This window comes from Lutimonas vermicola (genome assembly GCF_038433205.1).
GTDB classification, from domain to species: Bacteria; Bacteroidota; Bacteroidia; order Flavobacteriales; family Flavobacteriaceae; genus Lutimonas; species Lutimonas vermicola.
In genome coordinates this window covers 527,144-553,856 of record NZ_JBCDNA010000002.1, presented here as the reverse complement: position 1 = coordinate 553,856, position 26,713 = coordinate 527,144, and the positions used below count along the sequence as shown (strand labels likewise).

The window sequence follows — 26,713 nt, the reverse complement described above, 5'->3', positions numbered from 1 at the left end:
TTATAATGGAATATTTGAATGTTTCTTTGGAGGATTGACCTCTTTCTTATTCGCTAATAACTCCAGGGCCCTGATGATTCTGAAACGTGTATTCCTTGGTTCTATAACATCATCAATAAAGCCATATTTTGCTGCCTCATAAGGATTGGCGAATTTTTTTGTGTATTCGTCTTCTTTTTGAGAGATGTAATCTCTTTTTTCCTGATCATCATCAATTTTATTGATGTTTCTTCCTTCAAGAACCTCAACGGCACCTTTGGCTCCCATGACCGCAATTTCTGCCGTTGGCCATGCGTAGTTGATGTCACCTCTAAGTTGCTTGCAACTCATGACGTCATGAGCTCCACCATAAGACTTGCGCAGGGTGATGGTCACTTTTGGAACCGTAGCCTCCCCATAAGCAAATAGTAATTTGGCACCATGTAGGATAATACCGCCATATTCCTGGCCTGTTCCCGGAAGGAAACCTGGCACATCGACAAGAGTGACTATGGGTATGTTGAAGGCGTCACAAAAGCGAACGAAACGCGCTGCTTTCCTTGAAGCTTCGATGTCAAGTACACCGGCGTAATATTTAGGCTGGTTTGCCACAATTCCAACGGGTCGGCCATTAAAACGACCAAACCCCACAACTATGTTTCTGGCATAATTTCGGTGGACTTCCATAAACTCGCCCCGGTCGGTAATTGAAGAAATTACATCTACCATGTCGTAGGGCTGGTTGGGGTTTTCGGGAATAAATTCATTCAATGCATCCTCAAGCCTGTCTATGGGGTCTTTACATTTGATGATTGGTGGATCTTCAAGATTATTTGAAGGTAAATAACTCATTAATTTTCTGACCAGTAAAATGTTTTCCTCATCATTATCTGCTAAGAAATGTGACACACCTGATTTGGTAGAGTGGATATGTGCGCCTCCTAATTCTTCGGTTGTTACTACTTCTCCTGTTACGGTTTCCACCACTTTAGGGCCGGTTACAAACATATAACTGGTTTGATCGGTCATAATGGTAAAATCAGTAAGTGCCGGAGAGTATACTGCTCCCCCTGCACATGGTCCCAGAATAGATGAGATTTGGGGAATAACTCCGGAAGCCATTATATTTCGCTGGAAGATCTCGGCATATCCGGCAAGAGATCTTACCCCTTCCTGAATCCTGGCACCACCACTGTCATTTAAGCCAATGACCGGAGCCCCTATCTTCATGGCCATATCCATAATTTTACAAATTTTCAAGGCATATGTTTCAGAAAGTGACCCTCCAAAAACGGTAAAGTCTTGTGAAAACACGTAAACGATTCTTCCGTCGATAGTACCATGACCTGTGATAACACCATCAGAAAGGAATTTTTGTTTGTCAAGCCCAAACGATTTGGTTCTGTGGGTTACGAACATGTCGAATTCTTCAAAACTATCATCATCGAGCAGTAAATCTATTCTTTCACGGGCTGTCAACTTGCCTTTTGCGTGTTGAGAGTCGATTCTTTTTTCTCCACCACCTAATTTGGCTTTAGCTCTTTTTTCAATGAGTTCATTAATTTTTGTCTGATTGACCATGGGATTTAATTTAATTGGAATCTAATTGTTTAATTTCCTTTTTAACTGTAAGCGTAGTTTCTTACTTCGAGCAAAGTTCGGTGAGTACTCCATGAGTAGATCTTGGATGAAGGAATCCTATCTTTAACCCTTCTGCACCATCTCTGGAAACTTTATCCACCAGTTGGACCCCTTTCTTGGAAAGGTTTTTAAGGGCCTCTGTTGCATTAGGCACTGCAAAGGCGATATGATGCATTCCTTCTCCTTTTTTTTCAATGAATTTTCCAATTGGACCATCAGGAGATGTACTTTCAAGCAATTCAATTTTTGTATCACCAACCTTAAAAAAGGCAGTTTTAACTTTTTGGTCCTTTACTTCTTCAACAGCATAGCACGAAAGGCCTAAAACTTCTTCGTAATATTTTCTTGATTCTTCAATGCTTTTTACGGCGATTCCGATGTGTTCGATGTGACTGATATTCATTTTCGTGAGTTTTGTTGATTGTGTTTAAAATGCCATGCAAAATTATTCATAACAAAAGCTTCAAAACATGACGGATATCATTACATGTTAAACAGCCCTGACATGTTATAAATTTTTTAAAAAGAATGAAAATTATTTTCTGATTCTCAATATGATTAGCCCCGGGATTAAAATTATTCTGGATAAATTCTAATTTTCATTGAATTTTTAGCAAGCGCTAATTCAACTTTTTTTCAGTCTACAAAGAGGAAGTTTTATACTTATTTTATCAATTCTTTCAAGAATTCGCAAAATGACTTTTCTCTCTGATGATTTTTTTGATCAGGGCTATTTGGCCAAGATGGTAATGAAAGTGTTCTATAATACCTTGAAAATTTCGGTAAAAACTCCCATATTTTTTATCGGCCATATCTTTGAACAAATTCTCTTCGGGAAAATTTTCGATCAATTCGGCAAATTTTTCAGCATCATCCCAGATTTTCTGCAGCAGATTGTCCCAATCTACCTGAGATGTTATTGGGGGTAGTTTAAAACTGTCTTTATCTTTGGCAACTAAAGATTGATTTTGCAATACTTTTGAGACGGCAACGATATAGTAATTCATATGGTATGCAAGGCATGAGATGGAGTTTAATTCATACAGCTGCGTAGTGGCTTCCACCCAGTTCACATCTTTCAGTTAGTCTTTCAGACAGGAATCAGTCCAGTTGCTTCCAAAATGAACTTCTCTCACATGTCGCGCTATTTCTTTAGTAATAAGCATTTGAATCTGGTCAGTGGTGATTTTTAATCCTTTGAGTCCTTAAATAAACATCCTTAACATGCCAAACAATTAAAGTCAGGTGGTTCTTTTAGCATTCTAATTTAGTAATTTCTGTGAATTAGTCGATCCTAAACCTATGGCCTGGTCATACCGGGCGCCAAATTTCCTGTAATAAACGATAACGGTGTACTCATTTTCGGTTTGGTAAAACGAACCTTCAACCTTATAAGGGTCTATCATGTTGTTTTTATTCACCGAAACATAAGTATAATTATAAAAACCTTGTTTAAAAAGAATGGCTGCTTCATACCGGCCTGAGACTTCATTATAAGTCATTCTGTTTTCTTCTGAGATTTGCCAATCATTGAAACTACCGTAGATGTAGATGTCTTCCTGTTCAAAGTTCTCTTTATAAACTAACCCAAAATGTACCAGCGAATAATCTCCTTCTAACGATACGTTCTCCGCATCCAGTGTCCTTAACACAAAATTCCCATTGATATCCGGGTAGAATGAATAAGGTCTGTTTCCCCTTGCTTCATTGACATAGAGAAAAGTATTAAAGATATTGTCCAAACGGGTTTTAAAAATATTATTCGTTGCGTTTCTGATTTCCTTGGTGTCAAAATAAAGGTATTCGTTACCTGCCCAAAAAGAAATACCATCTATATAATTATACAAAAGCTGTTTCCCTCTGGTAAATTTGGGTTTGATGCCCTTGATCACCGAGTTCCAGTCATTATTTTGGTAAACATCGACTTTGATCTCTCGATTGGGATCATTTAAAAGCAGGTTCGGGTGATCAATCCTGAACTGAATACTATGTTTTTCGTTAATTACTGCAGGATTAGTGCTTCGATGAGCTGTTACGGCCACGTTTACTTTTGGCTGGTATATGATGAATCTTCGCGTGAATAATACCTTTCCGTAATCATCAAGAATACTGATCAAATAGTTACCACTTATTTTAATCCTGTTGCTTTCATTGGGGATTTGAAGTTCGTAATGCGTGTAATACTGCAGCGTATTAAATGAATTTTGATATTTTCTAATTCTATCCGTTGCATAGCCTGTCATAAACTCAGTTGAAGACAGATTTGATTTTTGCCAGTTGTAATCACAGTGATCGAGGCGATAAGAATAGATCCTTTCTTCTGAATTGATATCATCAAAGCTTAAAATGAGTTTTTCACCCAGTTTTACGATAGGGGCATAGGCCTCTGGTTTTTGAGGTTTAAACTCTATAGTTTTGATGTTCGCGGGAGGCAGGATGATATTATTCTGCTGAGCATTTAAATTAAGGCAACACAGTGAAAAAAGACCGGCAACAAGCAAAGTTTTAAAGAACGAATCGTTTATAGGCATCTGTTTTGTAAGGTGTTGTCTAGTTTTTGCTTACTTTTTTAGCACGATAAGTAAACAAAAATAAGATCATTGATTGAATCCAAATAAATGTTAATTAAATGCTAATCTATAAAATATTAATTATTAAATTTGCACTCGATTAAGAAACAATTGATTTTTCCCATTAAAGGCCATGAAAATGGTGTCTTAGGAAAATAAATTTTAATTAAGCAAAGGTATGTCTACAGACATTAAAATTAAAAAGGGCTTGAATATTAAGCTCAAAGGAGGAGCCACTCACGAAATATCCACGGCGAATCGATCAAAAACTTTTGCTGTAAATCCATCAGAATTTCACGGAATAGTACCAAAACTGGCTGTAAAAGTTGGAGATAAGGTCAAGGTTGGAGATGCAGTGTTCTTTTCAAAAAGTAATGAAAAGATAAAATTTTCTTCTCCGGTAAGTGGAGAGGTTACAGAAATAGTTCGAGGAGCAAAAAGGAAACTTTTATCGATTAAAATTAGCGCTGATGATAAAGACACTTATGTTGATTTTGGCGCCAAGACACCAGGCAAATTAGCTGGACCCCAGATAAAGGAATTACTGTTGGAAAGTGGCTGCTGGCCCATGATCAAACAACGCCCTTATGATGTGGTTGCCAACCCGTCAGACAGCCCTAAGGCCATTTTTATTTCAGCCTACAGCACTGCACCTCTTGCTGCATCCCATGTTGTGACTCTTGAAGGAAGAAAGAAGCAATTTCAGGCGGGAATTGATGCTTTATCCAAGTTGACAGAAGGAAAGGTGCACTTATCAGTTGGAGCATCGGAAAGCTTTTTTGACAATATCAACGGAGTAGAATTGCATAAGGTAACCGGTAAACATCCGGCAGGTAATGTGGGTGTTCAGATAGCAAAAATAGATCCTATCAATTCTGGAGAAAGGGTGTGGGTAGTTCATCCTCAGAATGTTGCTGCCATTGGAAGTCTTTTTCTCAGTGGAAAATACAATCCAACCAAAGTGATTGCCCTTGCAGGCAGTCAGGTTGACGGTCCTCAGTATTATGCGGTTATTCAGGGATCCCAAATCAGTGATATTGTAGCAGGAAAATTAAAATCAGGGAAAAATAGAATCATTAGTGGGAATCCGTTGACCGGAACTGCTGTTAGCCTGCAAGGCTCTCTTGGGTTTTACGATGACTTAGTATGTGTTATTCCCGAAGGTGATCATCATGAATTTTTTGGATGGATGCCTTTTATTGGAAATCACAAATTCAGCATGAGCAGAACATTTCTGTCTTGGTTATCGCCCAATAAAGAATATGACCTCGATACTAATCTCAATGGAGAAGAGAGGGCTTTTGTGATTACAGGTGAAATGGAAAGGGTTTTCCCCATGGATATTTATCCTATGCAGTTGCTTAAGGCAACCATGATTCAGGATATAGAAAAAATGGAGAATTTGGGAATCTATGAAGTAGCTCCTGAAGATTTTGCATTGATCGACTTTATAAGCACATCCAAGATCGAAGCTCAGGAAATTATTCGTGAAGGATTAGATTTAATGATTAAAGAAGTAGGCTAGATGAATTTTTTAAGAAAACAATTAGACAAAATCAAACCCAATTTTGACAAAGGGGGTAAATTTGAAAAATACGCACCGGCTTTTAACGGAATAGATACTTTCCTTTTTGTACCTAATCACACTACAAAATACGGAGCACATATCAGGGATGGAATTGACCTGAAACGTGTAATGATTACTGTGGTCATTGCTTTATTGCCGGCCCTGATTTTCGGGATGTGGAACGTAGGTTACCAGAATATGGGTGATGGAAAGGAATTCTGGGACTATTTTATTTTTGGCGCTATTCGTTTTATGCCAATGATCATAGTCTCTTACGGAGTGGGTCTCGGTATTGAATTTGCTTATGCCGTTTTCAGAGGACACGATGTTAATGAAGGTTATTTGGTGACAGGATTGCTTATTCCCATGATCATGCCGATTGACCTGCCTCTTTGGATGCTGGCTTTGTCGGTTATATTTGCCGTTATTCTTGGTAAAGAGGCCTTTGGAGGAACTGGAATGAATATTCTTAACCCTGCACTTGTTGCAAGGGCTTTTGCATTATTTTCTTATGCTCCTTATATGTCTGGAAATACAGTTTGGGTCGCAGATTCAGTTGCTGATGGTGTTTCCGGGGAAACAATTCTAGGATCACTTGCCGGAGGAACAACTCCAGCATACAGTTGGTTTGATATGTTTATGGGATATGTTCCCGGCTCAGTGGGTGAAACCTCGGTGCTCATGATCTTGATAGGAGCGGCTTTATTGCTGTTTACTGGTATTGCCAGCTGGAGAATCATGATTTCCTGTTTATTGGGAGCCGCCCTTATGGGGCTTCTGTTTAATGCCATTGGAAGTGAAACCAATGAATTATTGAATTTTCCATGGTGGCAGCATTTATTGGCTGGCGGGTTTGCATTTGGTTTGGTGTTTATGGCAACAGATCCGGTATCGGCAGCTCAAACCACAAAAGGGAAATGGATATATGGTTTCTTAATAGGAATATTTGCAATTCTGATCAGGGTGGTCAACCCGACATTACCCGAAGGAATGATGATGGCCATTTTGTTGATGAACGTCTTTGCACCGACAATTGATCATTATGTTGTTGAAGGAAATATAAAAAGACGAAAAAAGAGATTACAAAAAGTTAACGCATAGTTATGGATAGAAATAGTAATAGTTACACCTTTATTTTTGCCGTTGTCATGGTTGTAGTAGTAGCTGCTGCGCTTGCTTTTACAGCAACAACGCTCAAGCCGCTTCAGGCTGAAAATGTAAGGCAGGAAAAGATGCAAAACATTTTATCGACTATCGGTATCAACGTAAGCCGAAAAGAGGCCAGCGAGCAGTTTTCAGGATATGTGAAGCAGGAATTGGCGCTTAATTCAGATGGTTCGGTGAACCAAGATGTCGATGCCTTTAAGATCGAATTGATGAAGGAAACCAAGAAACCTAAGGAAGAGCAGGCTTTTCCATTGTATATCGCTGAGAAAGATGGGAAGACATTTTATGTAATCCCACTATTCGGAGCCGGGCTTTGGAAGGAAATCTGGGGTTATTTGGCCTTGGATAGTGATAAAAATACTATTGTTGGAGCTTCATTTGACCATGCAGGTGAAACTGCTGGTCTTGGTGCTGAAATTAATCAGTCCTGGTATGAGGACCAGTATATTGGAAAGAAAATATTCGACGAAAATAATAATTTTGTATCAGTGACAGCGGTTAAAGGAGGTGCTAAGGCAGGAGATATTCATGCTGTGGATGCCATTTCCGGAGGAACAATTACTTCAGACGGGGTTTCTGATATGGTCGAAGAGAGATTAGCAAACTATTTACCATACTTTAAAAATAATTAATGATGGCAGAAAAAGAAGCTTTGTTTTCGCAAAAGAACAAAAGGTTATTGATTGACCCTTTAAACGATGATAACCCAGTAACAGTACAGGTATTGGGTATATGTTCGGCATTGGCAATTACGGTGCAATTAAAGGCAGCGATAGTGATGTCATTGGCAGTGATGTTTGTACTTGTTTTTGGTAACCTGATCGTTTCATTATTGAGGAACCTTATTCCTAACAGGATTAGAATTATCGTTCAGTTACTGATCGTGGCCTTCTTGGTGATCCTGGTTGATCAGGTTTTAAAGGCATATTCTTATGATGTTAGCAAACAGTTATCAGTATTTGTTGGGCTGATCATTACGAACTGTATCATTATGGGTCGATTTGAGGCATTTGCTTTGGCTAACGGGCCTTGGAAATCGATTCTTGATGGGATTGGAAATACGATAGGATATGCGGTCATTTTGATCATTGTATCTTTTTTCAGAGAGCTTTTCGGTTCTGGAAAATTAATGGGTTATGAAGTTTTAGGACATAAAGGAAAGACTATAGCTGAATCGACAGGCTTATATCATTATGGGTACGAAAACAACGGATTTATGATGTTGGCCCCGATGGCGCTCATTACCGTAGGTATTTTGATTTGGTTCCAAAGGTCTAGGAACAGAAAACTGATAGAAGAATAAAATAAAATTATAAGCCTTTTGTCATAAAGGAGTAAAAAAATAAAACATGGAAGCATTAGTAAGTTTGTTTGTTAGAAGCATATTCATAGATAATATGGTGTTTGCCTATTTTCTGGGGATGTGTTCTTATCTGGCTGTTTCAAAAACCGTAAAAACAGCGGTTGGATTAGGGGCTGCGGTAATTTTTGTACTGATAATCACTGTACCTGCCAATTATTTGTTGGATACTTATATTTTGAAAGAAGGCGCTTTGGTGTGGCTAGGACCTGAATATGAATCTATAGACTTGAGTTTCTTAAGCTTTATTATGTTCATCGCAGTGATCGCCTCAATGGTACAATTGGTAGAAATGATAGTAGAGCGATTTGCTCCGGCACTATATAGTGCTTTAGGTATATTTCTTCCTTTGATTGCGGTAAACTGTGCAATTTTAGGAGGATCTTTGTTTATGCAGCAAAAGAATTTTACCACTGTGACCGAATCAGCCGTCTATGGTTTAGGCTCGGGCATCGGATGGTTTCTTGCCATTGTTGCTATTGCTTCTATCAGAGAGAAAATAGCCTATTCAAATGTTCCTAAGCCGTTGAAAGGATTGGGAATTACGTTTGTAATTACAGGCCTGATGGCCATTGCTTTCATGAGTTTTTCAGGAATAAAATTATAATAAGTTAAGATCGTAGAGATAATGAATCCAATCGTAGCAAGTATCGTATTTTCATTAGTGTTAATACTCATCTTAGTAACCGTTTTACTTGTAGCAAAAGCTAAATTGCTTCCTTCAGGTAAGGTAAAACTTTTGATTAACGGACAAAAGGAAATTGAAGTAGAAACCGGTAACACCCTATTGACAACTTTGAGTAACGCAAAGATATTTTTGCCTTCAGCTTGTGGAGGGGGAGGTACTTGTTTACAGTGTGAATGTCATGTGCTAAAGGGTGGAGGAGAACCGCTTCCGACAGAAGTGCCAAACTTTACGAGAAAGGAACTGGCTGCCGGTGCCCGCTTGGGTTGCCAGGTGAAGATAAAAGAAGATATGGAAATTACAATTCCGGAAGAAATATTTGGAATCAAGAAGTTTGAAGCAACTGTAAAATCCAATTATAATGTGGCTTCCTTTATTAAGGAGTTTGTAGTAGAATTACCAGAGGATATGGATTATAAGGCCGGGGGCTATATTCAAATTGAAATTCCTTCAACTGAGGTTAGTTTTCAAGATATTGATATTACGGCACATCCAAAAGAACATCCTGGAGAACCTGAAAAGTTTAAACTAGAATGGGATAAATTTGACCTTTGGCCTCTTAAAATGAAGAATTCTGAAACTGTTGAAAGAGCTTATTCCATGGCTTCTTACCCTGCAGAGGGAAGAAATATCATGTTGAATGTGCGTATCGCTACCCCACCATGGGATAGGGCTAAGAACAGCTGGGCAAATGTTAACCCTGGAATTGCTTCATCGTTTATTTTTAGTAAAAAACCTGGTGAGAAAGTGATTGTTTCAGGTCCTTATGGTGAATTCTTTATCAATGAGTCTGACTCAGAGATGCTTTACGTAGGTGGTGGTGCAGGTATGGCTCCGATGAGATCGCACCTTTATCATCTGTTTAAAACACTTAAAACAGACAGAAAAGTAACCTACTGGTACGGCGGAAGATCAAAAAGAGAGTTATTTTATACTGATCATTTCAGAGACCTGGAAAAAGAATTCCCTAATTTCAAATTTTACATAGTACTTTCAGAACCAACAGAAGATGATAACTGGAAAGTTATGAAGGATATAGATGACACAGAAGGAGATGGTTTCTTAGGTTTTGTGCATCAGGCTGTGATAGACCAGTACCTTTCTAAGCATGAAGCACCTGAGGATCTGGAATTGTATTTCTGTGGCCCGCCTATGATGAACCAGGCTGTTCAGAAAATGGGTGAAGATTTTGGTATGGCAGATGAGAATATTAGATTTGATGACTTCGGTGGTTAATTTAATGATCATTGTATAAACGATATAAAATCCCGCTTATGGCGGGATTTTATATTTCTAAAAGCAATTACAAGCAAGCCTGCTTTTAGCCTGCCTTCGGTAAAAAGCTATGTCGTTAGAGCGATAAATCGCATTAGAACAGTTAGAACTATGTTTTATGTATTATAGGGGTAGTGGGCAGTCTTTAAATGTCTGCACGGCCTAATCTATACATACGCAGATTGAACGGCTGATTCCATACCATAAAAAAAGTATGGCATAAAAAAATCCCGCCATTGGCGGGATTTTATTTTATCATTCGGTAAATTCAATCTATTCGGGTTTCTGTTCCAGAATATCGAAGAACTCTTCTAATTTAGGTAAAATAACAATTCTGGTTCTTCTGTTTGTAGATCTTCCTTCTGCCGTATCATTTGAGGCTAAAGGAACATATTCACTTCTACCGGCAGCAATTAACCTGCTTGGGGCAACCTCAAAATCGTTTTGAAGTACCCTCACTACTGAAGTAGCTCTGGCTACACTAAGGTCCCAGTTGTCTTTCATGTTATTGGTACTGATCGGCACATTGTCTGTATAACCTTCAACCTGAACTTCCATTTCAGGTTTGCTGTTTACTACCGTTGCCACTTTTCCAAGAACTTCTTTTGCTCTATCAGATACTATCGCGCTTCCGCTCTTAAACAACATTTTGTCAGCAATTGAAATATAAACTACAGTTTTTTCTACTTCAATTTGAATGTCTTCATCCTGTATACCATCTGCAAGATCTTTTTTCAATTGGAAAGCCAGCGCTAAATTGATCGAATCTTTTTTCGTCATTGCATCACGAACTCCATTGATGTATTTATCTTTTTCACTTAACTGAGCAATAACTTCTTTGATATTATCAGATGAAGATTGAGTTAATACAGTTAAATTTTCTACTTGTTGCAAAGAACGTGCTTTGTCTTCTTTTAATGAACTGTTTAATTCCATCAAGTGATCTTTATCCACCAAACAAGATTGTAAATCAGCTTTTGCATCTACCAGATCCTGTTTTGTTTTGTTGTGCTGTGTTTCCAGATCCGCATATTTTTTGTTTGAAACACAAGATGTTAATAGAACCGATAAAAACAGGGCTCCAAAAAATAATTTTTTCATAATTTGAATAGAATTTAATTTATAAACAAAAATATTAAATATTTTGCTTGGATTAACATAATTTACTAAAAAAAACCTAAAGGCAAAACTAAGATAAAACTTATCTTTGCGTGTTAAATAATCCATAATTTTTGGTATGAAACAAGCTTTCTGCATTCTTATTTTTTATTTACTGACCGTCTCATGTAAAAGCGATCGGCAAAATGTTTACAAACAACTTGAAGGGCTGGCCTTTGGCACCAGTTTTCACATTAGCCTTGACCATAAAAACGACAGTGTTACGGAAGCTGATATAGACAGTTTGATACACGCAGTGAACAAATCATTATCTACATATATTCCCAATTCGGATATTTCAAAAATCAACAGAGGTGATACGACCGTTGTTGTAGATGCTTATTTTAAAGAAGTTTTCGAAAAGTCGCTAAAGGTCTATAACGAGACAGACGGTGCATTCGATCCTACAATTGGAACTTTGGTGAACGCATGGGGGTTTGGTCCGGGAAAACCCTTGAGTCGAATGGAACAAAGCAAAGTAGACAGCCTTTTGGTTTTTGTCGGATTTGATCAAATTAAGCTGATAGACGATAAACTCATTAAAATGCACCCTGAGACCTTTCTTGATTTCAATGCTAACGCAAAAGGTTTTGCAGTTGACGTTATAGGAAGATACCTCGAAAAACAAGGTGTTAAGAATTACATGGTAGAGATTGGCGGAGAAATTCGGGCAAGGGGAACCAATCAGAAAGGGGAGTATTGGCGAATAGCAATAGAAGAACCAAATTTTGACGGATCACGGTCTTTTCAAACTATTATCGCCCTTCAAAATGAATCCATAGCCACTTCTGGAAATTACAGAAAATTCAAAGTAGATTCTGTGAATGGTGAGAAATACGCGCATACAATCGATACGCAAACAGGATATCCCAGTAAAAGTAATTTGCTTAGCGCTTCTGTTATTGCCAGTAAAGATTGCGGGGATGTTGATGCTTATGCAACTGCCTTTATGGCCATGGGGCTGGATAAATCAAAAGAGTTCCTTGGTCAGCATGAAGAATTAAAAGCTTTTTTGATTTACAGTGACCCGGAAGGTGGTTTAAAAACTTTTAGCACCGAAAATCTTTTACTCGAAAAATAACAGACAAAAAAACATCTTTGGAATTAGGAGATTTACAAATGGCAGTCAATTTTTTTATTTCAGGTTAATGGTTTTTAAAATGGCCTCAAGTTCAAAAACCACATCTCTCTTTTTTGAAGAGGGGGAATAACTAAAGCCTTCAACAACGATAAGCCGCTCATTGACTTCATCCTTGATTGTATAACTCAAAAAAGGGCCTCCCATATAATCACCTTCAACAAACCAAAGGCCTCTGGATTCCAATGCATTAATCTTACCAATGGTCACCTGCTCGGTCACGGGAGTAAATGAAGGCTCAGTTCTCATATAGGTATTGTCAAACTGGCCCGGGATATAATTCTTTCCGATTGAATCTCTGAACGATACCAGGAATTCCGGGGTATAAGGTTCATCAAATAAAGGAATTTCATAAGCGATAATATTCAGTAAGCCCCTTTCAAAGGAATTTCTATACCAGAGGAATTGCCCTGTGTCATCAACCTTTTTGTAAGCAAAAGGAATCTTCATGGAAATCCCAAGTTTATCAAGTGTTTCGATAGTCGAAGGATCATGAAAATCTTTGGTGATCTTTCTTTGGTATAAGGCAAGGTCATTTTTCTTGAATATCTTAATAATGTCTTCTTTATGCGACCGAATGTTCTCCATGAGTTCTTCCTTGTCTTGGGCTAAAATGGTCAAAGTTGTTTGAGGACTCGCATAGACATCAATATTGCTATAGAAATTTTTTACAGTATCCAGGCCTATAAAAAGAATGTTCCTGTGTCTTTTAAAAAGGCTGTTGAATGTGATAGGGTCAACCTGGTTTATCGAAAACTGATTCTCCTCCTGAGGCAGACCAATCACCGGTTCTCCAATGATTTTTTTTAGTTCATCTCCCACCTTTCCATTCCAGTCTTCATTATTCATGACGATGAGTACATGGTTTATTCTTCCGGTTGAGGATACTAGGGTAACGGTATCACTTTTTTCGCAAGAGAATAGCATTGCTACGCAGATAAGAGTGAAAGTAATTCTTTTAATCATTGTTAAGATGTTAATTGAACAACCAAATGTTCAAAACAATTTTAGTATATTTTGAGCTTGGTGCCTGGCTTTAGACTTTTACTACTCCAAATATTGTTCCATTCTTTCAATTGTGCAACAGAAACTTTTGGATATTTTTGAGAGATCAACCAAAGTGAATCCCCTTTTTTAACCACATAGGTCGCATATGATCCTTTTGGCGCTTCATTTTTAGCTGAAGTATTTGAATTTTGGGTCGATGAAGCTTCCGCAACCGGTCTTCTGGGATATATTGTAAGTCGTTGTCCTATTCTGAGATTATTACTTTTTAAACCATTCCATCTTTTAATGCTGCTCACAGATACTCCGTATCTATTTGCAATCTTACCGAGGTAATCGCCACTTTTTACCCGATAACGGATCCTGTCATTCGCCTCAAAATATTTAGGAAGGGGCTTTTCCCTTTTTGCATCCTCTACTTCGGCATAAGCGTAGATCTGGGCTTCATTTGAAACAAAACTGCCCGAAATAAACTTGGGAAGCGTCAGGGTATAGTTCCTGTCTTTTATAACAGGAATGATTTTTAATTTGTACTGTGGATTAAGGAAGGTAAGTAATTCCATGTCGATACCTAAAACTTCATTGACCTGCTCAAAGGTGATTTGCCTTTTGACAACTACAGTATCTGTCTCGAATGTATTTAGTACTTCATTTTTTGCGTACAACTGGTGCTCATCAGCATATTCGAAAATATAATATGTGGCGTAGAAAGCGGGTAAATAACCTGCTGTCTCTCTCGGTAAATAGTGCCGAATGTTCCAGTAATTCTTTTGTCCTCCTGCTCTTCTGATCGCTTTATTTACATTCCCCGGCCCGGAGTTATATGCGGCAAGTGCCAGGTCCCAGTCGTTAAAAATATCGTGTAATTTGGTTAGATAGCGACAGGCTGCCTCAGTGGCTTTAATCGGATCAGACCTTTCATCTACATAGGAGCTTACTTTTAAATCATACTCCCTTCCTGTTCCATACATAAACTGCCAAAGCCCTTTGGCGCCTACTCTTGAAGTTGCATCGGCTCTTAAGGCCGACTCAACAATTGCAAGGTATTTTAGCTCCATGGGAATATTGTATTTTGCAAGATGTTCCTCGAACATCGGAAAATAGTATTTGGCCTTTCCCATCAGATTGGCAAGTGTTTGCTGTCGGTTCTTTAAATAATGTTTTATGATCTTTTCAAGAGAAGGGTTATATTCGAAATTAAAAGGGGTCTGACTGTCGAGATAAGCAATTCTTTCCTTAAGTTCTTCGGTTGATAAATTTTCAATCACCATTTTTCCAACGGTGTCTTCAGGTTTGATGATCAGGCTGCTGTCTATGACATTAAGCTTCCATGAATCCAGCCATTTTTTGTCAAACTCACTAACTTCAATGTGGTCAATAAGTGCAACAGCCTTTCCTTGTATCAGCGTCGTATCCACCTTTACAGTGTCGATAACTTTGCCGGGTATCTGGGTTAGTAACTCAGAGACAGAATCAGTAAAGACTTCTAAAGGTTGGATTTCCTCTGAATTTGAGGTCTCCTGGGCATAAGAAAGGCTAAGGAAAAAACAAAGGAAAAGGGGTAAATTTTGGCGCATCAATTTCATTAATATCATCATTGTTGTCAGTAAGTTCGCTATAAAACGGTAAAATTATAACAAAATTTCACGTATTCAATTTTTTTTCTCTACTTACTTATATTTTTTGGTATCATCTTAAGATTTGCTGACCGGCTTATTTTCATGGCTGGCCGGCTCAGTTCTAATTATAAGGCTCGTTCCAGGTTTTAAGTAATTTACGTTGTGAAGTTGATTCATGTTTCTAATATCAGCTATGGGAATATTCCCATACTTTCTCGATATTTTAAATAAGGTATCTCCATGCTCCACGATATGCGTAGTGAATCCTGAAGTTTGCCCAAAAGATTTATTTTTTGGTAATTCTTTCAGGCTGAGGTTCCCGATAGGGTTTGGTTTTGTCAGGATTTGATCTGTGACCACTAATCTTTGTCCGGCAATCAGGAAATTAGTATCCAGGCCATTCCAGTTTTTCAGTTCTTCGAAACTTATCCCGTGTTTTTTAGCAATGCTGTTCAAATTATCTCCTACTGTTACCAAATAACTATTACTTAGCGTAACTGGAATTACCAGTGTTAATGGACTTTTTTCTTGAATTACCAGATTTTTTTGATACAGTTCCCTTTCTGCTGACAAAAAATCGGGTATCAATTGCACAGGCAGTGCGAGAGAAAATATTTTGTTTTTTATATCAGGGATGAGGTCTTGTTTGTACTGAGGATTAAATAATCTCAGGGCTTCAGGATCAATACCAGTTAGTTCACTAATTGATGTAAAAGTTAAACGGCCTTTTACATGAACTGTATCTATTTCCCGATAAGATAATTGATTTTTCAGAGGGCTCAGGTTATGGTAGTTTGCGTAGGAAAGCAAATACATGGTTGCGTAAAAGGCAGGGACGTAACTGCTTGTTTCTCTGGGCAAGAATCGTCTGATTTCCCAGTAATTAGTATTTCCTCCTGCCCTTTTGATCGCTTTTTTTACATTACCCGGTCCTGAATTATAGGCAGCAAGGGCCAGATCCCAGTCACCAAATGTTTTGTAAAGCCTCTTTAGGTAAAGGCACGCGGCTTGGGTAGATTTTATAAGATCGAATCTTTCGTCGACGTATGAGTCGATATACAAATCATATTCCCTTCCTGTTCCATACATAAATTGCCAAAGGCCTTTGGCTCCTGAAGGAGAAACAGCAACCTGATTTAAAGCCGATTCAACGATCGCGAGGTATTTTAACTCGAGAGGTAATTCATAAGCATCTAAATATTTTTCAAACACGGGGAAATAATAGGCAGATTTTCCGAGTATTTTATTTAAATACTCCCTGTGATCATTTAGATACACCCTTATAAATCGTTCCAATGTAGCATTATGTCTTACGTTAAAAGGAGTTGATTTATTGAGCTCTTCAAGCTGATCGATAAGAATAATCGTTGAAAACTCTTCAGGGTCCGAAAGCCGGGATAGCGGTTTGTTATATAAAAGCCATTGGTTGTTTAAAGTGGCATCTGTGTTTGCATCCACGGGAATAAGGTTAGCAACGAGCAATTGGTCAAGGTTTAAAAAGGATTTACCAGGATCATTGGAGAGGGGAATTCGATTCGAAAATGAACTGTTTTGAGCGTTAATTTGGGACGAAAGCACCAATAAGTAAAGAATAAGGAAGTTTTTCATAGCGTTCTTATTTTAAGGTTTTATTATTTGTTTTTTGATCCATTCGCAAATTTGGCCCAGCACTTGCTCTTTCTCCAGATCATGGTGTAATTCATGAAATCCGTTTTCTACAGTGACGAATGTCACCTGATCGCCGGCATGTTTGGCAAATTCATTCGAAGCCTCATAGGAAGTAATACGATCTTTAACACCATGCATTAGTATCATGGGTGTATGTAACCTGGAGGTATTTTTAAGTGCCCATTCCCCTGTTTCGATAAGCCTGAGCGAATAACTGGTGCTTACCCTGTCATGTACAAGAGGATCATTTTTATAGGCCTCAATTTCTTTCTGATCCTTTGAAAGAGACTCCAGGTCCAGTTCATTGGGCATTGTAAGGGATGGAAAGATTTGGTCTATCAATTTGCCAAAAATCATTTTATAAGCAGGAGGTTTAAATGCAAGGCGCAGAAATGGGCTCGTAACGATCAATCCTTTTAGCGTATTTGTTCTGCGCAAGGCATAGTTGATTACGACATTCCCTCCCATGCTGTGCCCGTAAAGAAAGACGGGTTTTGAAGGATACAGGGCTTGCGCCTTAACGATTGATTGTTCCACAGCATCAAGCAAATAATTGAAACCCGGATGGTGTCCTTTTTTACCTGATGAATGTCCATGCCCAAACTGATCATAGGAAACTACGGCAATTGATTCTTTTAAAAGTACAGGAATCACTGTTCTTTCATATCGTCTCGCATATTCTCCCATTCCATGAACCAATACAACAACAGCCTGTATCTTTTGAGATGAATAGGACTGGCCTTGGATGGTGTATTTCTCAATCTGAAATTCAAAATCGTTACGGGTCATGTTACAGGTGATTTTACTCAAAAATAATTAAGCAATACATTGGAATTGCAAATTTGTTGAAAACTGTTAAAAACTTCAAAATCAACTCAATCTGAATCAATCACTTAGCTTTTGTCAAGTATATAATTTTAGGTGATTTTTAACCTGTTTTGAGCAATATATATAGAAATCCAGTGATTGAAAACAGTATTTTTTTGGCTAAATACATTCATTATTGCCACTATATTTTGTAACTTAGGAAGACCATTTAATCTCTTTTTATGATGACTACTAAAACAAATAATTCCGGTCAAAATCCAGAAAAGAAAACGTTAACTGTTGTCCATCTTCTGTACCCCTATACGAAGCAGCGAATTAGAGTGGGAGAAATTCTGGGTTATTTTCCTAAAAACATGTATAAGTCAAATGAAATCATCGATGAAGTTGTTTTGGAAACCTACGAAAAAGGCTTCCATAAAACTATGGATACCGATGAATTGAGATTAGCCATGTTTACCATGTTGAACGAGAGAATCATTGCTTTGTACAAATCTGAAGAGTGGCACAAGGATTCAATCAGCACAAGGGATATACTTGAAGAGGAACTGAAGCAGTTGGAGGAAAATTTTACCGTTGACGCCGACAATGATTTTATTATGAATGAAGACCTCGACGATATTTCTTATCATCAAAATAATTCAGGATCAAATAAATTGCCCTACGATGAATCGGAAGAAGGCGTAAAAACCTTTTTAGGTCTTGATCAGATTGAAAAGTATAAAGAGAACACAGACAGAAGAATGCTTCGAAATTTATATTATAAACTCCCTATTTATACTTCCAATATTGTCGATTTGTACATTCTTGGAAAACTGAGTTTTCATGAAATTGCCGGGATTTTGAAAATGGAGGCCTCAGAAGTTAAAGAAATTGTCAATATTGTAAGAGAAACCATTAAAAAACAACTGGATTAATAGATGATTGATAATATTGATTCAAATTCATTGTAAAATGTTGAATATTTTCTTTTTGCATTAGAATTAAAGTTGTAATATTGCATCGTGAATTTAGATAAACTACATACTTCATTAAGAAATAATCGCCGCCGTCCGTTTCGCTTCCCGCGTCAAAGGTAATGGTAAGAGCAAATTTTTTTTTAATTCACAATTCAATATTTTTCAAATGCATTCTCAGAATAACTTCAAAGATTTAAAATTCCTTAAAGCTATTATTTTAATGGATACAGTTGTTCTTGCACCTCGCCGCCGCCCGTAAGGGTATATTACAATTTATGGAGATAGGTGTGTCCATCTCTGCTTTTCAAAAAAATAATTTCAAAAACTTACTTTAAATCAATACAATGGAAATTGTAATTGCTACAGATAAACATATAAAGTTTGCCCAAACTATCAGTCAAACCATTGATCTTTCTGCTGAGGAAAGAGGTACAGGGATTGCCAAAAGAACACCCGGGTATATTGAGGCTAAAATTAAAAATGGTAATGCCGTAATAGCGTTAGACGGAGAAAAATTTGCCGGGTTTTGTTATATCGAAACCTTTGGTGATAAGAATTTTGTCGTCCATTCGGGTTTGATCGTACATCCTGATTTCAGAAATCAGGGCCTTGCTAAAAAGATAAAGACCAAGGTCTTTAAATATTCTCAGGAAAAGTATCCCAAGTCTAAGATATTTGGAATTACAACGGGTTTGGCTGTGATGAAGATTAATTATGAGCTGGGTTATAAGCCGGTTACCTTTTCAGAGCTTACAGATGATCCTGAATTCTGGAAGGGCTGTCAAACCTGTAGAAATTACGATGTGCTTCAGCGTACACAGCAAAAAATGTGCCTTTGCACAGGCATGCTCTATGACGGTAAAAAGGATGAAGAAAAGAAACATCCTTATAATTCAAAAAGTTTAAGCAGGCTGAAGAGGATCAAACAGAGTTTGTTTTTGAAAAAGAATAATCAGCATAAGAATAATTCCAATAAATCATAGTTTTCGTGTACTTTGAAGAATCAGGTATGGGAGACGTAAAAAAGAATAAAATGAAAAAATTAGTATTGGCATATAGCGGAGGTCTAGACACTTCCTATTGTGCAAAATACCTGTCACAGGTAAAAGGTTATGAGGTTCATGCAGTCAGTGTTAACACCGGGGGATTTTCGAAGGAAGAAATATCTAAGATTGGGGCTAAGGCCGTCCAGCTGGGTGCCAGCAGTTATACTTCCATTGATGCAGTCCAGACCTTCTATGATAAAGTAGTTAAATACCTGATTTTTGGAAATGTATTAAAGAATAATACCTATCCGCTATCTGTGAGTGCGGAAAGAATCATTCAGGCCATAGAAATCGTCAACTATGCAAAAAAAATTGGAGCTGGGTATATCGCCCATGGGAGCACCGGTGCAGGAAACGATCAGGTAAGGTTTGATATGATCTTTCAAACTTTGGCGCCTGAGATAGAAATCATTACTCCAATAAGGGACCTTAAATTGTCCAGACAAACTGAAATTGAATTTTTAAAGGAAAATGGAGTGGATCTTCCCTGGGAAAAGGCCAAATACTCTATCAATAAAGGATTGTGGGGAACCAGCGTTGGCGGACAGGAAACACTTTCTTCACATGCCGGGTTACCCGAAGAAGCTTATCCCAGCCAATTGGTGCAACACGATTCTGTTGACTTAAAGCTGTCTTTTGAAAAAGGAGAATTGGTGGCTATTAATGATCAGGCAGACAGTCATGTGAACAATATTGAGTTTTTGCAGAAGACAGCTTCTCAGTATGCCATTGGAAGAGATATCCATGTGGGAGACACGATCATTGGAATAAAGGGGAGGGTCGGATTTGAAGCTGCAGCCCCTTTGATTATTATCAAAGCACATCATTTGCTTGAAAAACACACATTAACCAAATGGCAGCAACACCATAAGGAGCAATTGGGTAATTGGTATGGCATGTTGCTGCATGAAGGACAGTATCTCGACGAAGTGATGAGAAATTTTGAAGTCTTTTTGAACGATACTCAAAAGAATGTAAGCGGTGATGTCTTTGTTACGCTTCATCCATACAGGTTTGTTCTCAATGGAATTGAATCTAAACACGATCTTATGAGCTCGTCTTTTGCGAGTTATGGCGAAACAAATGAAGGATGGACAGCAGAAGATGCTAAAGGATTCATCAAGATCACATCAAATCAGGGGAAAATATTTAACCATGTAAATTCATAAAAATGATCAAGGCAGGAATCATTGGCGGGGCCGGATACACAGCGGGGGAGCTGATCCGACTGATACTTCATCATCCCGGAGTAGTGCTTGATTTTGTTTACAGCACCTCAAACGCCGATAATGAAATTCAGCAGATTCACAGAGATTTAATCGGAGAAACGGATATGAAATTTGTTCAGAAGATCAATCCTGAAGTTGATGTTTTGTTCCTCTGTCTCGGGCATGGGAATTCTAAATCCTTTTTGCAGGAACATGAATTTTCGGCTCAAACCAGAATCATTGACCTCAGCAATGATTTTCGACTTACTGCAGATCGCTATTTTATGGATAAAACGTTTGTCTATGGGCTTCCTGAAGTTTTTCGGGAAGAAATCATCAGGGCTGACCATATCGCCAACCCTGGTTGCTTTGCCACTGCGATTCAGCTGGCATTGCTGCCCCTGGCCAATGCCAACATGCTAAAAGGCGAAGTACATGTCAACGCAGTCACCGGAGCTACCGGAGCCGGAACCGGCTTGTCAAAAACAACGCATTTTACCTGGAGGGACAATAATTTTTCTCACTACAAGGCATTTAATCATCAGCATCTTGGAGAAATCGAACAAAATATAGCCCTTCTTCAACCCGGATACACAAAGGAACTTAATTTTATCCCTAACCGGGGAAATTTCAGTAGAGGGATTTTTGCCACATCTTATACAGATTTCGAAGGAAGTATTGAGGAGGCAAAGGTCATGTATCAGGAATTTTACAAGGATGCTGCCTTTACATATTTATCTGAACAGGATATATTTTTGAAACAGGTGGTCAATACCAATAAATGCCTGCTACATTTGCATAAACATCAAAATAAATTATTGATTACCAGTGCCATTGATAACCTGCTCAAAGGAGCTTCCGGACAGGCCATTCAGAATATGAATCTGATGTTTGGCTTGGAAGAAACAGCGGGACTTGCATTAAAAGCTAACTTTTTTTAAACGAAATATATGAAAATTGCCATCATAGGAGTGGGGAACTTGGGTTATTCAATAGCCGTAGGAATCTTAAGTCAGAAAAAAGAAATAAATTGTAAATCACTATACCTGACCAAAAGAAATATAAGTTCTCTGAGTCACTTTGAGAAGGTATCACTGGTTAAAACAACCAATGATAACAGACGTGCGGTAAAGTATTCAAATGTAATCATTCTGGCAGTGCAGCCAGCCCAGTTAATGGAGGTATTGGAGGAGGTACAAGACTTGATAGACCCTAAAAAACATACGATTATTTCTGTGGCCACAGGAAGAAAGATTGAAGAAATTGAAGCTGTAGTAAAGAATGGTGTGCCTGTGATAAGGTGTATGCCCAATACCGCTATTTCGGTCGGTCAGTCGATGACTTGCATCAGTGCAAACGAAGCAGGGAAACTAAATTTTCATCTTGCTAAAAGCATATTCAATGCTCTTGGGGAAACCATGTGTATCGAAGAACGGCTCATGCAGGCTGCTACGGTGATCTGTGCGAGCGGTATTGCTTTTTGGATGAGGTTGATAAGAGCCACCACCCAGGGAGCGGTACAGCTGGGTTTTCACAGCGAAGAAGCCCAAAAACTCTCTATGCAAACCTGTTTGGGAGCTGCCAGTTTGTTGATCGATTCCCAGAGCCATCCGGAACAGGAAATTGACAAAGTAACCACCCCCAGTGGTTGTACCATTGAAGGATTAAACGAAATGGAGCATCAGGGCCTTAGTTCGTCTATCATCAAAGGACTGGTGACTTCTTATGAAAAAATAAACCAGATTTAATAATTTTAATATGGAATTATTTGACGTATACCCTTTATATGATGTAACCCCGGTTAGTGCCCAAGGTTGCTATATTATTGATGATAAAGGGCAAAAATATCTCGACCTATATGGGGGCCATGGCGTAATTTCGATCGGTCATAGCCATAAGGATTATGTTTCAGCCGTAACCGAACAGCTGGAACGAATTGGTTTTTATTCCAATTCGATAAAAAACCCTTTACAGGAGGCATTGGCCTTTAAACTTGGAGAAGTATCTAATTGTAAGGATTACAATTTATTCCTTTGTAATTCCGGGGCAGAAGCCAATGAAAATGCGCTTAAAATGGCTTCTTTTGAAACAGGTAAATATAAGGTTATAGCTTTTGATAAGGCTTTTCATGGTCGAACTTCAGCCGCAGTGGCTGTAACGGATAATCAGAAGATCAAAGCCCCTCTAAACAGCCAGCATGAGGTCGTATTTTTACCTTTGAACGACGAGGATGCCCTCGAAGCTGAGTTGTCAAAAAATGATGTTGCTGCAGTGATCATTGAAGGTATTCAAGGAGTAGGGGGCCTGAATGAAGGATCGAAAGATTTTTTTGGTGCTTTGGAAAGATTGTGTAAAAAATACGGAGCGTTACTGATCCTTGACGAAATTCAATCTGGATGTGGAAGAAGCGGGAAATTTTTCTCTTTCCAGCACCACGGTATACATCCGGATATCATATCTATGGCCAAGGGTATGGGAAATGGTTTCCCGGTAGGAGGGATACTTATTTCAAATTCAATACAGGCATCTTACGGTATGCTGGGAACAACTTTCGGGGGGAATCACCTTGCCTGTGCCGCAGCTCTTTCTGTACTTAACACCATTGAAAATGAACAATTGATTGACAATGTGAATGAGGTGTCGCAACATTTCTTAAAAAGAATAAAAGAGGTTCATGAGGTAAAATCTGTAAAAGGGAGAGGACTCATGTTAGGTGTCTCCTTTGACTTTCCGGTATCTGAGATGAGAAAAGCGCTTATTTTTGAAGAGCACATATTCACCGGAGGATCGAGTGATCCCAATCTTTTAAGGCTTCTGCCGCCACTTTCAATTGGAACAGCTGAAATTGACAGGTTTATTGATGCCTTAAAAAGAGTATTGAACAGCATAAGAAAAAAGGAAAACAGTATTTAATTCATATGGAGTCAGTTTTATCAATAGAAAAGAGAAACAAGGTACTGCTCAGCATGGCAACCCTGGTGCATCAAGGGCAAACGGAAATATTAAAAGCAAACCTGAAAGACATGTCAGGATTTGACAATAATGACCTTGCCATGTATGATCGTTTAAAGGTTGATGAAGAAAAGATTGCCGGTATGGTCAATTCTTTGAGGCAGCTGGCTGGGCAAAATGATCCGGTTGGGGTTGAAAGGTTTCATTTTACTCATGAGAATGGATTGGAAATTTACAATAGAACCGCTTCTTTTGGAACAGTGATGATCATTTATGAATCCAGACCGGATGTTACTATTGAGGCAGGAGGAATTGCTTTTAAATCTGGAAATAAGATACTTTTGAAGGGAGGGAAGGAATCTTTGAATTCCAATTTGGTACTTGTTGACTTGTGGCACAAGGCCCTGACTGAGCATGAAATAAGCAAGGATTGGGTTCAGTATTTGAATTTTAACAGGGAGCAAACCAGGGATTATTTAATAAATCCTGATCAAAAGATCGACCTGATTATACCGAGAGGAGGTGAAAAGCTGATCGCTTTTGTACAAGAACACGCTACCTGCCCGGTGATTGTAAGTGGCAGGGGGAATAATTTTGTTTATGTCTCTGATGAGGCCGACAAAGAGAAAGCCCTGCAAATCATTTTCAATGCCAAAACCGATAAGATTTCAGCTTGTAACGCTCTTGATAAAGTACTTGTCAATAAGAAAATTCCAGGTTATAAGGTATTTATCCAAACGCTGATTGACCATCTTAAAGGGAGCAAGGTTCAGGTACTGACAGATGAGGGATTGGGCCATTTTGAAGGTGCAGAACCTGTTTCGGACGAGAAACAGTGGTATGAAGAATTTTTAGACTATAAAATCCTGATCGGGGCAACTGAATCGGCAGAGGAGGCCATTTCGTTCATTAACAGGTTTGGTGGCGGTCATTCAGCTGCAATCATCAGTGAAAACAAACTGGAAGCAAATAATTTTTTAAGTGCTGTAGACGCTGCGGCTGTGTATCACAATGCATCGACAAGATTCACTGATGGATTTCAGTTTGGTTTGGGAGGAGAGCTGGCGATCAGTACGGATAAATTACACCAAAGAGGCCCTATCGGACTTCAACATTTAGTGACTAATAAATGGTATGTATATGGCAATGGGCAGATCAGGTAAAAAAAGGGTACTTCTCAAAATAGGCACCAACACCCTGACCAAGGAGACGAATCAGATTTCCAGAGGTAAGGTTGAGGATATTGGAAGACAGATCTCTTTGTTAAGTAAAGATTATGAGTTTATCATTGTGAGTTCCGGCGCTATAGCAGTTGCCAAGCAATTTGTAAAACTCGAATCCAGCGGTAAGGAAATCACGGTGAAACAGGCCCTGGCTGCCATCGGACAGCCTCATCTTATGCGTATTTTTCAGGAAAATTTCAGGGAACTGGGCTTACTCACTTCCCAGTGTTTATTATCTTATGCTGACCTTAAGGGAGAAAAGTCAAAGGAGAATATAGTTAATACGATCAATGTTTTGCTCGACAATAATTATATCCCGATCATTAATGAAAATGACACGGTGGCAACTGATGAGATCCAGTTTGGGGATAATGATAAACTGGCCGCCTTGACTGCTGCACTTCTCAAAGCTGATTTGGTAATCATAGCAACAAATACCAATGGAATTTACACAAAACAGAGTATGGAAACTCACCTTAAAAAAACCATCAAGGAAGTAACAGACATTGATGACTTGCGACGGGAAATATCAACAGGAATGTCTTCACAGGGAACTGGAGGGATGCAATCGAAGATAGAAGCTGCTGAAATATTAAAAAAGGAAAAAATAGAAACCTGGATCGTAAATGGTATTCAGGATAATTTCATCATTAATGCGATGAATCAACAAGTGAATTTCACAAAAATTTTAAATGATCAATGATGAATTATTTAGCGGTTAAAGATATAGATTCGATAAAACAGTGGGTTTCGGAAGCCAGAAAACTTAAGGAAGATCCTTTGAAGTATAAAAAGTTAGGCACTGATAAAACCATAGGGCTTTTATTTTTCAACCCTAGTTTAAGAACCAGGCTGAGCACTCAAAAAGCTGCTCAGAATCTCGGAATGACCACAATGGTTATGAATTTTGACAAGGAGGGATGGGCTTTGGAATTTGAAGACGGCACCGTAATGGATCAGGGGAAATCTGAACATATCAAGGAAGCAGCCCGGGTCATTTCTCAATTTTGCGATATCATTGCCATCAGGGCCTTTGCTTCTCTTAAGGATAAAGCAAAGGACAAGGCAGAGATTGTTTTAAATGGATTCGCTCATTATGCCACGGTACCAATAGTCAATATGGAAAGTTCAGTGGGCCATCCTTTACAGGCCCTGGCGGATGCAATTACCCTCGAAGAAAACAAAGGCCATTTAGGTGGCAAAAAACCAAAAGTAGTCCTCTCATGGGCACCCCATCCAAAAGCTTTGCCGCATGCTGTAGCCAATTCTTTTGTTCAAATGATGCAGAAGCAGGAAGCTGATTTTGTGATTACCCACCCAAAAGGATATGAACTGGACCCTGACATTGCAGGAGACAGTAAGGTTGAGTATGATCAGGATGAAGCATTTAAAGAAGCTGATTTTATTTACACTAAAAATTGGAGTTCTTTTAGCGATTATGGGCAAGTGGTTTCCAAGGATCCTTCATGGACCATCAGTAAAGAAAAAATGGCATTGACCAATAAAGCAAAATTCATGCATTGCCTGCCGGTAAGAAGAAATGTAGTAGTGGCCGATGAAGTTTTAGACGATGAAAACTCCCTGGTTATTGAGCAGGCCAATAACAGAACGTATGCTGCACAGATAGTCTTAAAAAAAATACTTGATACCCTTAAAATGTAGTCAAAA

General features: G+C 38.5%; 25 protein-coding genes. 16 read left to right on the top strand and 9 right to left on the bottom strand.

The window, feature by feature from the left end; genetic code table 11:
* The 4 genes from AABB81_RS09845 to AABB81_RS09830 form a co-directional block, all read right to left on the bottom strand.
* Entirely contained in the window at positions 1 to 1,560 is a 1,560-nt protein-coding gene (locus AABB81_RS09845) for an acyl-CoA carboxylase subunit beta (RefSeq protein ID WP_342160262.1), read from the bottom strand.
* Between the two features lie 61 nt (positions 1,561 to 1,621).
* Positions 1,622 to 2,023 (bottom strand): methylmalonyl-CoA epimerase, encoded by a 402-nt coding sequence (gene mce, locus AABB81_RS09840; protein WP_342160261.1) that lies wholly within the window; start codon positions 2,021 to 2,023, stop codon positions 1,622 to 1,624.
* A 277-nt stretch (positions 2,024 to 2,300) separates the two neighbouring features.
* Positions 2,301 to 2,693, bottom strand: a complete 393-nt coding sequence (locus AABB81_RS09835; RefSeq protein WP_342160260.1) for a DUF1572 domain-containing protein — start codon at positions 2,691 to 2,693, stop codon at positions 2,301 to 2,303.
* A 189-nt stretch (positions 2,694 to 2,882) separates the two neighbouring features.
* Positions 2,883 to 4,151 carry a type IX secretion system plug protein gene (locus AABB81_RS09830; protein ID WP_342160259.1) on the bottom strand — a complete coding sequence of 423 codons (1,269 nt, stop codon included), beginning with the start codon at positions 4,149 to 4,151 and terminating at the stop codon, positions 2,883 to 2,885.
* Between the two features lie 217 nt (positions 4,152 to 4,368).
* Between AABB81_RS09830 and AABB81_RS09825 the strand changes: the two genes are divergently transcribed.
* From AABB81_RS09825 to nqrF, 6 genes are read left to right on the top strand one after another with little or no spacing between them, the layout of a single operon-like run.
* Complete coding sequence (locus AABB81_RS09825) at positions 4,369 to 5,715, top strand: Na(+)-translocating NADH-quinone reductase subunit A (RefSeq protein ID WP_342160257.1); 1,347 nt, start codon at positions 4,369 to 4,371, stop codon at positions 5,713 to 5,715.
* Positions 5,716 to 6,858 (top strand): NADH:ubiquinone reductase (Na(+)-transporting) subunit B, encoded by a 1,143-nt coding sequence (locus tag AABB81_RS09820; protein WP_342160255.1) that lies wholly within the window; start codon positions 5,716 to 5,718, stop codon positions 6,856 to 6,858.
* Between the two features lie 2 nt (positions 6,859 to 6,860).
* A complete protein-coding gene (gene nqrC, locus AABB81_RS09815; protein WP_342160253.1) occupies positions 6,861 to 7,556 on the top strand; it encodes an NADH:ubiquinone reductase (Na(+)-transporting) subunit C in 696 nt (231 codons plus the stop codon).
* Entirely contained in the window at positions 7,556 to 8,227 is a 672-nt protein-coding gene (locus AABB81_RS09810; protein ID WP_342160252.1) for an NADH:ubiquinone reductase (Na(+)-transporting) subunit D, read from the top strand. Before nqrC ends, AABB81_RS09810 begins: the two co-directional genes overlap by 1 nt.
* Before the next feature lie 46 nt (positions 8,228 to 8,273).
* On the top strand, positions 8,274 to 8,891 hold the full coding sequence (nqrE, locus tag AABB81_RS09805) for an NADH:ubiquinone reductase (Na(+)-transporting) subunit E (RefSeq protein ID WP_342160251.1): 618 nt from the start codon (positions 8,274 to 8,276) through the stop codon (positions 8,889 to 8,891).
* 21 nt (positions 8,892 to 8,912) lie between these two features.
* Positions 8,913 to 10,205 carry an NADH:ubiquinone reductase (Na(+)-transporting) subunit F gene (nqrF, locus tag AABB81_RS09800; RefSeq protein ID WP_342160250.1) on the top strand — a complete coding sequence of 431 codons (1,293 nt, stop codon included), beginning with the start codon at positions 8,913 to 8,915 and terminating at the stop codon, positions 10,203 to 10,205.
* Positions 10,206 to 10,517: 312 nt separating this feature from the next.
* Here the strand turns inward: nqrF and AABB81_RS09795 are convergent, their stop codons facing one another.
* A complete protein-coding gene (locus AABB81_RS09795) occupies positions 10,518 to 11,345 on the bottom strand; it encodes an OmpA/MotB family protein (RefSeq protein WP_342160249.1) in 828 nt (275 codons plus the stop codon).
* 136 nt (positions 11,346 to 11,481) lie between these two features.
* Between AABB81_RS09795 and AABB81_RS09790 the strand changes: the two genes are divergently transcribed.
* Positions 11,482 to 12,483, top strand: a complete 1,002-nt coding sequence (locus AABB81_RS09790) for an FAD:protein FMN transferase (protein ID WP_342160248.1) — start codon at positions 11,482 to 11,484, stop codon at positions 12,481 to 12,483.
* Between the two features lie 54 nt (positions 12,484 to 12,537).
* Here the strand turns inward: AABB81_RS09790 and AABB81_RS09785 are convergent, their stop codons facing one another.
* The 4 genes from AABB81_RS09785 to AABB81_RS09770 all read right to left on the bottom strand — a co-directional run bounded on the left by AABB81_RS09785 (position 12,538) and on the right by AABB81_RS09770 (position 17,621).
* Positions 12,538 to 13,506: a DUF4837 family protein gene (locus tag AABB81_RS09785; RefSeq protein ID WP_342160247.1), complete on the bottom strand. Its 969-nt coding sequence runs from the start codon at positions 13,504 to 13,506 to the stop codon at positions 12,538 to 12,540.
* Between the two features lie 41 nt (positions 13,507 to 13,547).
* Positions 13,548 to 15,143 carry a lytic transglycosylase domain-containing protein gene (locus tag AABB81_RS09780; protein ID WP_342160246.1) on the bottom strand — a complete coding sequence of 532 codons (1,596 nt, stop codon included), beginning with the start codon at positions 15,141 to 15,143 and terminating at the stop codon, positions 13,548 to 13,550.
* A gap of 96 nt (positions 15,144 to 15,239) precedes the next feature.
* Complete coding sequence (locus AABB81_RS09775; protein ID WP_342160245.1) at positions 15,240 to 16,772, bottom strand: lytic transglycosylase domain-containing protein; 1,533 nt, start codon at positions 16,770 to 16,772, stop codon at positions 15,240 to 15,242.
* Positions 16,773 to 16,784: 12 nt separating this feature from the next.
* Positions 16,785 to 17,621, bottom strand: coding sequence for an alpha/beta hydrolase (locus AABB81_RS09770; RefSeq protein ID WP_342160244.1), 837 nt, complete (start codon positions 17,619 to 17,621; stop codon positions 16,785 to 16,787).
* Between the two features lie 260 nt (positions 17,622 to 17,881).
* Between AABB81_RS09770 and AABB81_RS09765 the strand changes: the two genes are divergently transcribed.
* The 9 genes from AABB81_RS09765 to AABB81_RS09725 all read left to right on the top strand — a co-directional run bounded on the left by AABB81_RS09765 (position 17,882) and on the right by AABB81_RS09725 (position 26,707).
* Positions 17,882 to 18,574 carry a hypothetical protein gene (locus AABB81_RS09765; RefSeq protein WP_342160242.1) on the top strand — a complete coding sequence of 231 codons (693 nt, stop codon included), beginning with the start codon at positions 17,882 to 17,884 and terminating at the stop codon, positions 18,572 to 18,574.
* A 386-nt stretch (positions 18,575 to 18,960) separates the two neighbouring features.
* Positions 18,961 to 19,599: a GNAT family N-acetyltransferase gene (locus AABB81_RS09760; protein ID WP_342160240.1), complete on the top strand. Its 639-nt coding sequence runs from the start codon at positions 18,961 to 18,963 to the stop codon at positions 19,597 to 19,599.
* A 50-nt stretch (positions 19,600 to 19,649) separates the two neighbouring features.
* Positions 19,650 to 20,831 carry an argininosuccinate synthase gene (locus tag AABB81_RS09755; protein ID WP_342160238.1) on the top strand — a complete coding sequence of 394 codons (1,182 nt, stop codon included), beginning with the start codon at positions 19,650 to 19,652 and terminating at the stop codon, positions 20,829 to 20,831.
* A gap of 2 nt (positions 20,832 to 20,833) precedes the next feature.
* Positions 20,834 to 21,811, top strand: a complete 978-nt coding sequence (gene argC, locus AABB81_RS09750; RefSeq protein ID WP_342160237.1) for an N-acetyl-gamma-glutamyl-phosphate reductase — start codon at positions 20,834 to 20,836, stop codon at positions 21,809 to 21,811.
* A gap of 9 nt (positions 21,812 to 21,820) precedes the next feature.
* Positions 21,821 to 22,618: a pyrroline-5-carboxylate reductase gene (gene proC / locus AABB81_RS09745; RefSeq protein ID WP_342160236.1), complete on the top strand. Its 798-nt coding sequence runs from the start codon at positions 21,821 to 21,823 to the stop codon at positions 22,616 to 22,618.
* Between the two features lie 10 nt (positions 22,619 to 22,628).
* Entirely contained in the window at positions 22,629 to 23,783 is a 1,155-nt protein-coding gene (locus AABB81_RS09740) for an aspartate aminotransferase family protein (protein WP_342160235.1), read from the top strand.
* Positions 23,784 to 23,788: 5 nt separating this feature from the next.
* Complete coding sequence (locus tag AABB81_RS09735) at positions 23,789 to 24,985, top strand: glutamate-5-semialdehyde dehydrogenase (protein ID WP_342160234.1); 1,197 nt, start codon at positions 23,789 to 23,791, stop codon at positions 24,983 to 24,985.
* On the top strand, positions 24,963 to 25,748 hold the full coding sequence (gene proB / locus AABB81_RS09730; protein ID WP_342160233.1) for a glutamate 5-kinase: 786 nt from the start codon (positions 24,963 to 24,965) through the stop codon (positions 25,746 to 25,748). Before AABB81_RS09735 ends, proB begins: the two co-directional genes overlap by 23 nt.
* A complete protein-coding gene (locus tag AABB81_RS09725) occupies positions 25,748 to 26,707 on the top strand; it encodes an N-acetylornithine carbamoyltransferase (protein WP_342160771.1) in 960 nt (319 codons plus the stop codon). Before proB ends, AABB81_RS09725 begins: the two co-directional genes overlap by 1 nt.
* Positions 26,708 to 26,713 lie beyond the last annotated feature (6 nt).

Bases quoted from the DNA above. Each gene is read 5' to 3' on its own strand.
- AABB81_RS09845 (WP_342160262.1), bottom strand. From the start codon at position 1,560: ATGGTCAATCAGACAAAAATTAATGAACTCATTGAAAAAAGAGCTAAA.
- mce (WP_342160261.1), bottom strand. From the start codon at position 2,023: ATGAATATCAGTCACATCGAACACATCGGAATCGCCGTAAAAAGCATT.
- AABB81_RS09830 (WP_342160259.1), bottom strand. From the start codon at position 4,151: ATGCCTATAAACGATTCGTTCTTTAAAACTTTGCTTGTTGCCGGTCTT.
- AABB81_RS09825 (WP_342160257.1), top strand. From the start codon at position 4,369: ATGTCTACAGACATTAAAATTAAAAAGGGCTTGAATATTAAGCTCAAA.
- AABB81_RS09820 (WP_342160255.1), top strand. From the start codon at position 5,716: ATGAATTTTTTAAGAAAACAATTAGACAAAATCAAACCCAATTTTGAC.
- nqrC (WP_342160253.1), top strand. From the start codon at position 6,861: ATGGATAGAAATAGTAATAGTTACACCTTTATTTTTGCCGTTGTCATG.
- AABB81_RS09810 (WP_342160252.1), top strand. From the start codon at position 7,556: ATGATGGCAGAAAAAGAAGCTTTGTTTTCGCAAAAGAACAAAAGGTTA.
- nqrE (WP_342160251.1), top strand. From the start codon at position 8,274: ATGGAAGCATTAGTAAGTTTGTTTGTTAGAAGCATATTCATAGATAAT.
- nqrF (WP_342160250.1), top strand. From the start codon at position 8,913: ATGAATCCAATCGTAGCAAGTATCGTATTTTCATTAGTGTTAATACTC.
- AABB81_RS09795 (WP_342160249.1), bottom strand. From the start codon at position 11,345: ATGAAAAAATTATTTTTTGGAGCCCTGTTTTTATCGGTTCTATTAACA.
- AABB81_RS09790 (WP_342160248.1), top strand. From the start codon at position 11,482: ATGAAACAAGCTTTCTGCATTCTTATTTTTTATTTACTGACCGTCTCA.
- AABB81_RS09785 (WP_342160247.1), bottom strand. From the start codon at position 13,506: ATGATTAAAAGAATTACTTTCACTCTTATCTGCGTAGCAATGCTATTC.
- AABB81_RS09780 (WP_342160246.1), bottom strand. From the start codon at position 15,143: ATGATGATATTAATGAAATTGATGCGCCAAAATTTACCCCTTTTCCTT.
- AABB81_RS09775 (WP_342160245.1), bottom strand. From the start codon at position 16,772: ATGAAAAACTTCCTTATTCTTTACTTATTGGTGCTTTCGTCCCAAATT.
- AABB81_RS09770 (WP_342160244.1), bottom strand. From the start codon at position 17,621: ATGACCCGTAACGATTTTGAATTTCAGATTGAGAAATACACCATCCAA.
- AABB81_RS09765 (WP_342160242.1), top strand. From the start codon at position 17,882: ATGATGACTACTAAAACAAATAATTCCGGTCAAAATCCAGAAAAGAAA.
- AABB81_RS09760 (WP_342160240.1), top strand. From the start codon at position 18,961: ATGGAAATTGTAATTGCTACAGATAAACATATAAAGTTTGCCCAAACT.
- AABB81_RS09755 (WP_342160238.1), top strand. From the start codon at position 19,650: ATGAAAAAATTAGTATTGGCATATAGCGGAGGTCTAGACACTTCCTAT.
- argC (WP_342160237.1), top strand. From the start codon at position 20,834: ATGATCAAGGCAGGAATCATTGGCGGGGCCGGATACACAGCGGGGGAG.
- proC (WP_342160236.1), top strand. From the start codon at position 21,821: ATGAAAATTGCCATCATAGGAGTGGGGAACTTGGGTTATTCAATAGCC.
- AABB81_RS09740 (WP_342160235.1), top strand. From the start codon at position 22,629: ATGGAATTATTTGACGTATACCCTTTATATGATGTAACCCCGGTTAGT.
- AABB81_RS09735 (WP_342160234.1), top strand. From the start codon at position 23,789: ATGGAGTCAGTTTTATCAATAGAAAAGAGAAACAAGGTACTGCTCAGC.
- proB (WP_342160233.1), top strand. From the start codon at position 24,963: ATGGCAATGGGCAGATCAGGTAAAAAAAGGGTACTTCTCAAAATAGGC.
- AABB81_RS09725 (WP_342160771.1), top strand. From the start codon at position 25,748: ATGAATTATTTAGCGGTTAAAGATATAGATTCGATAAAACAGTGGGTT.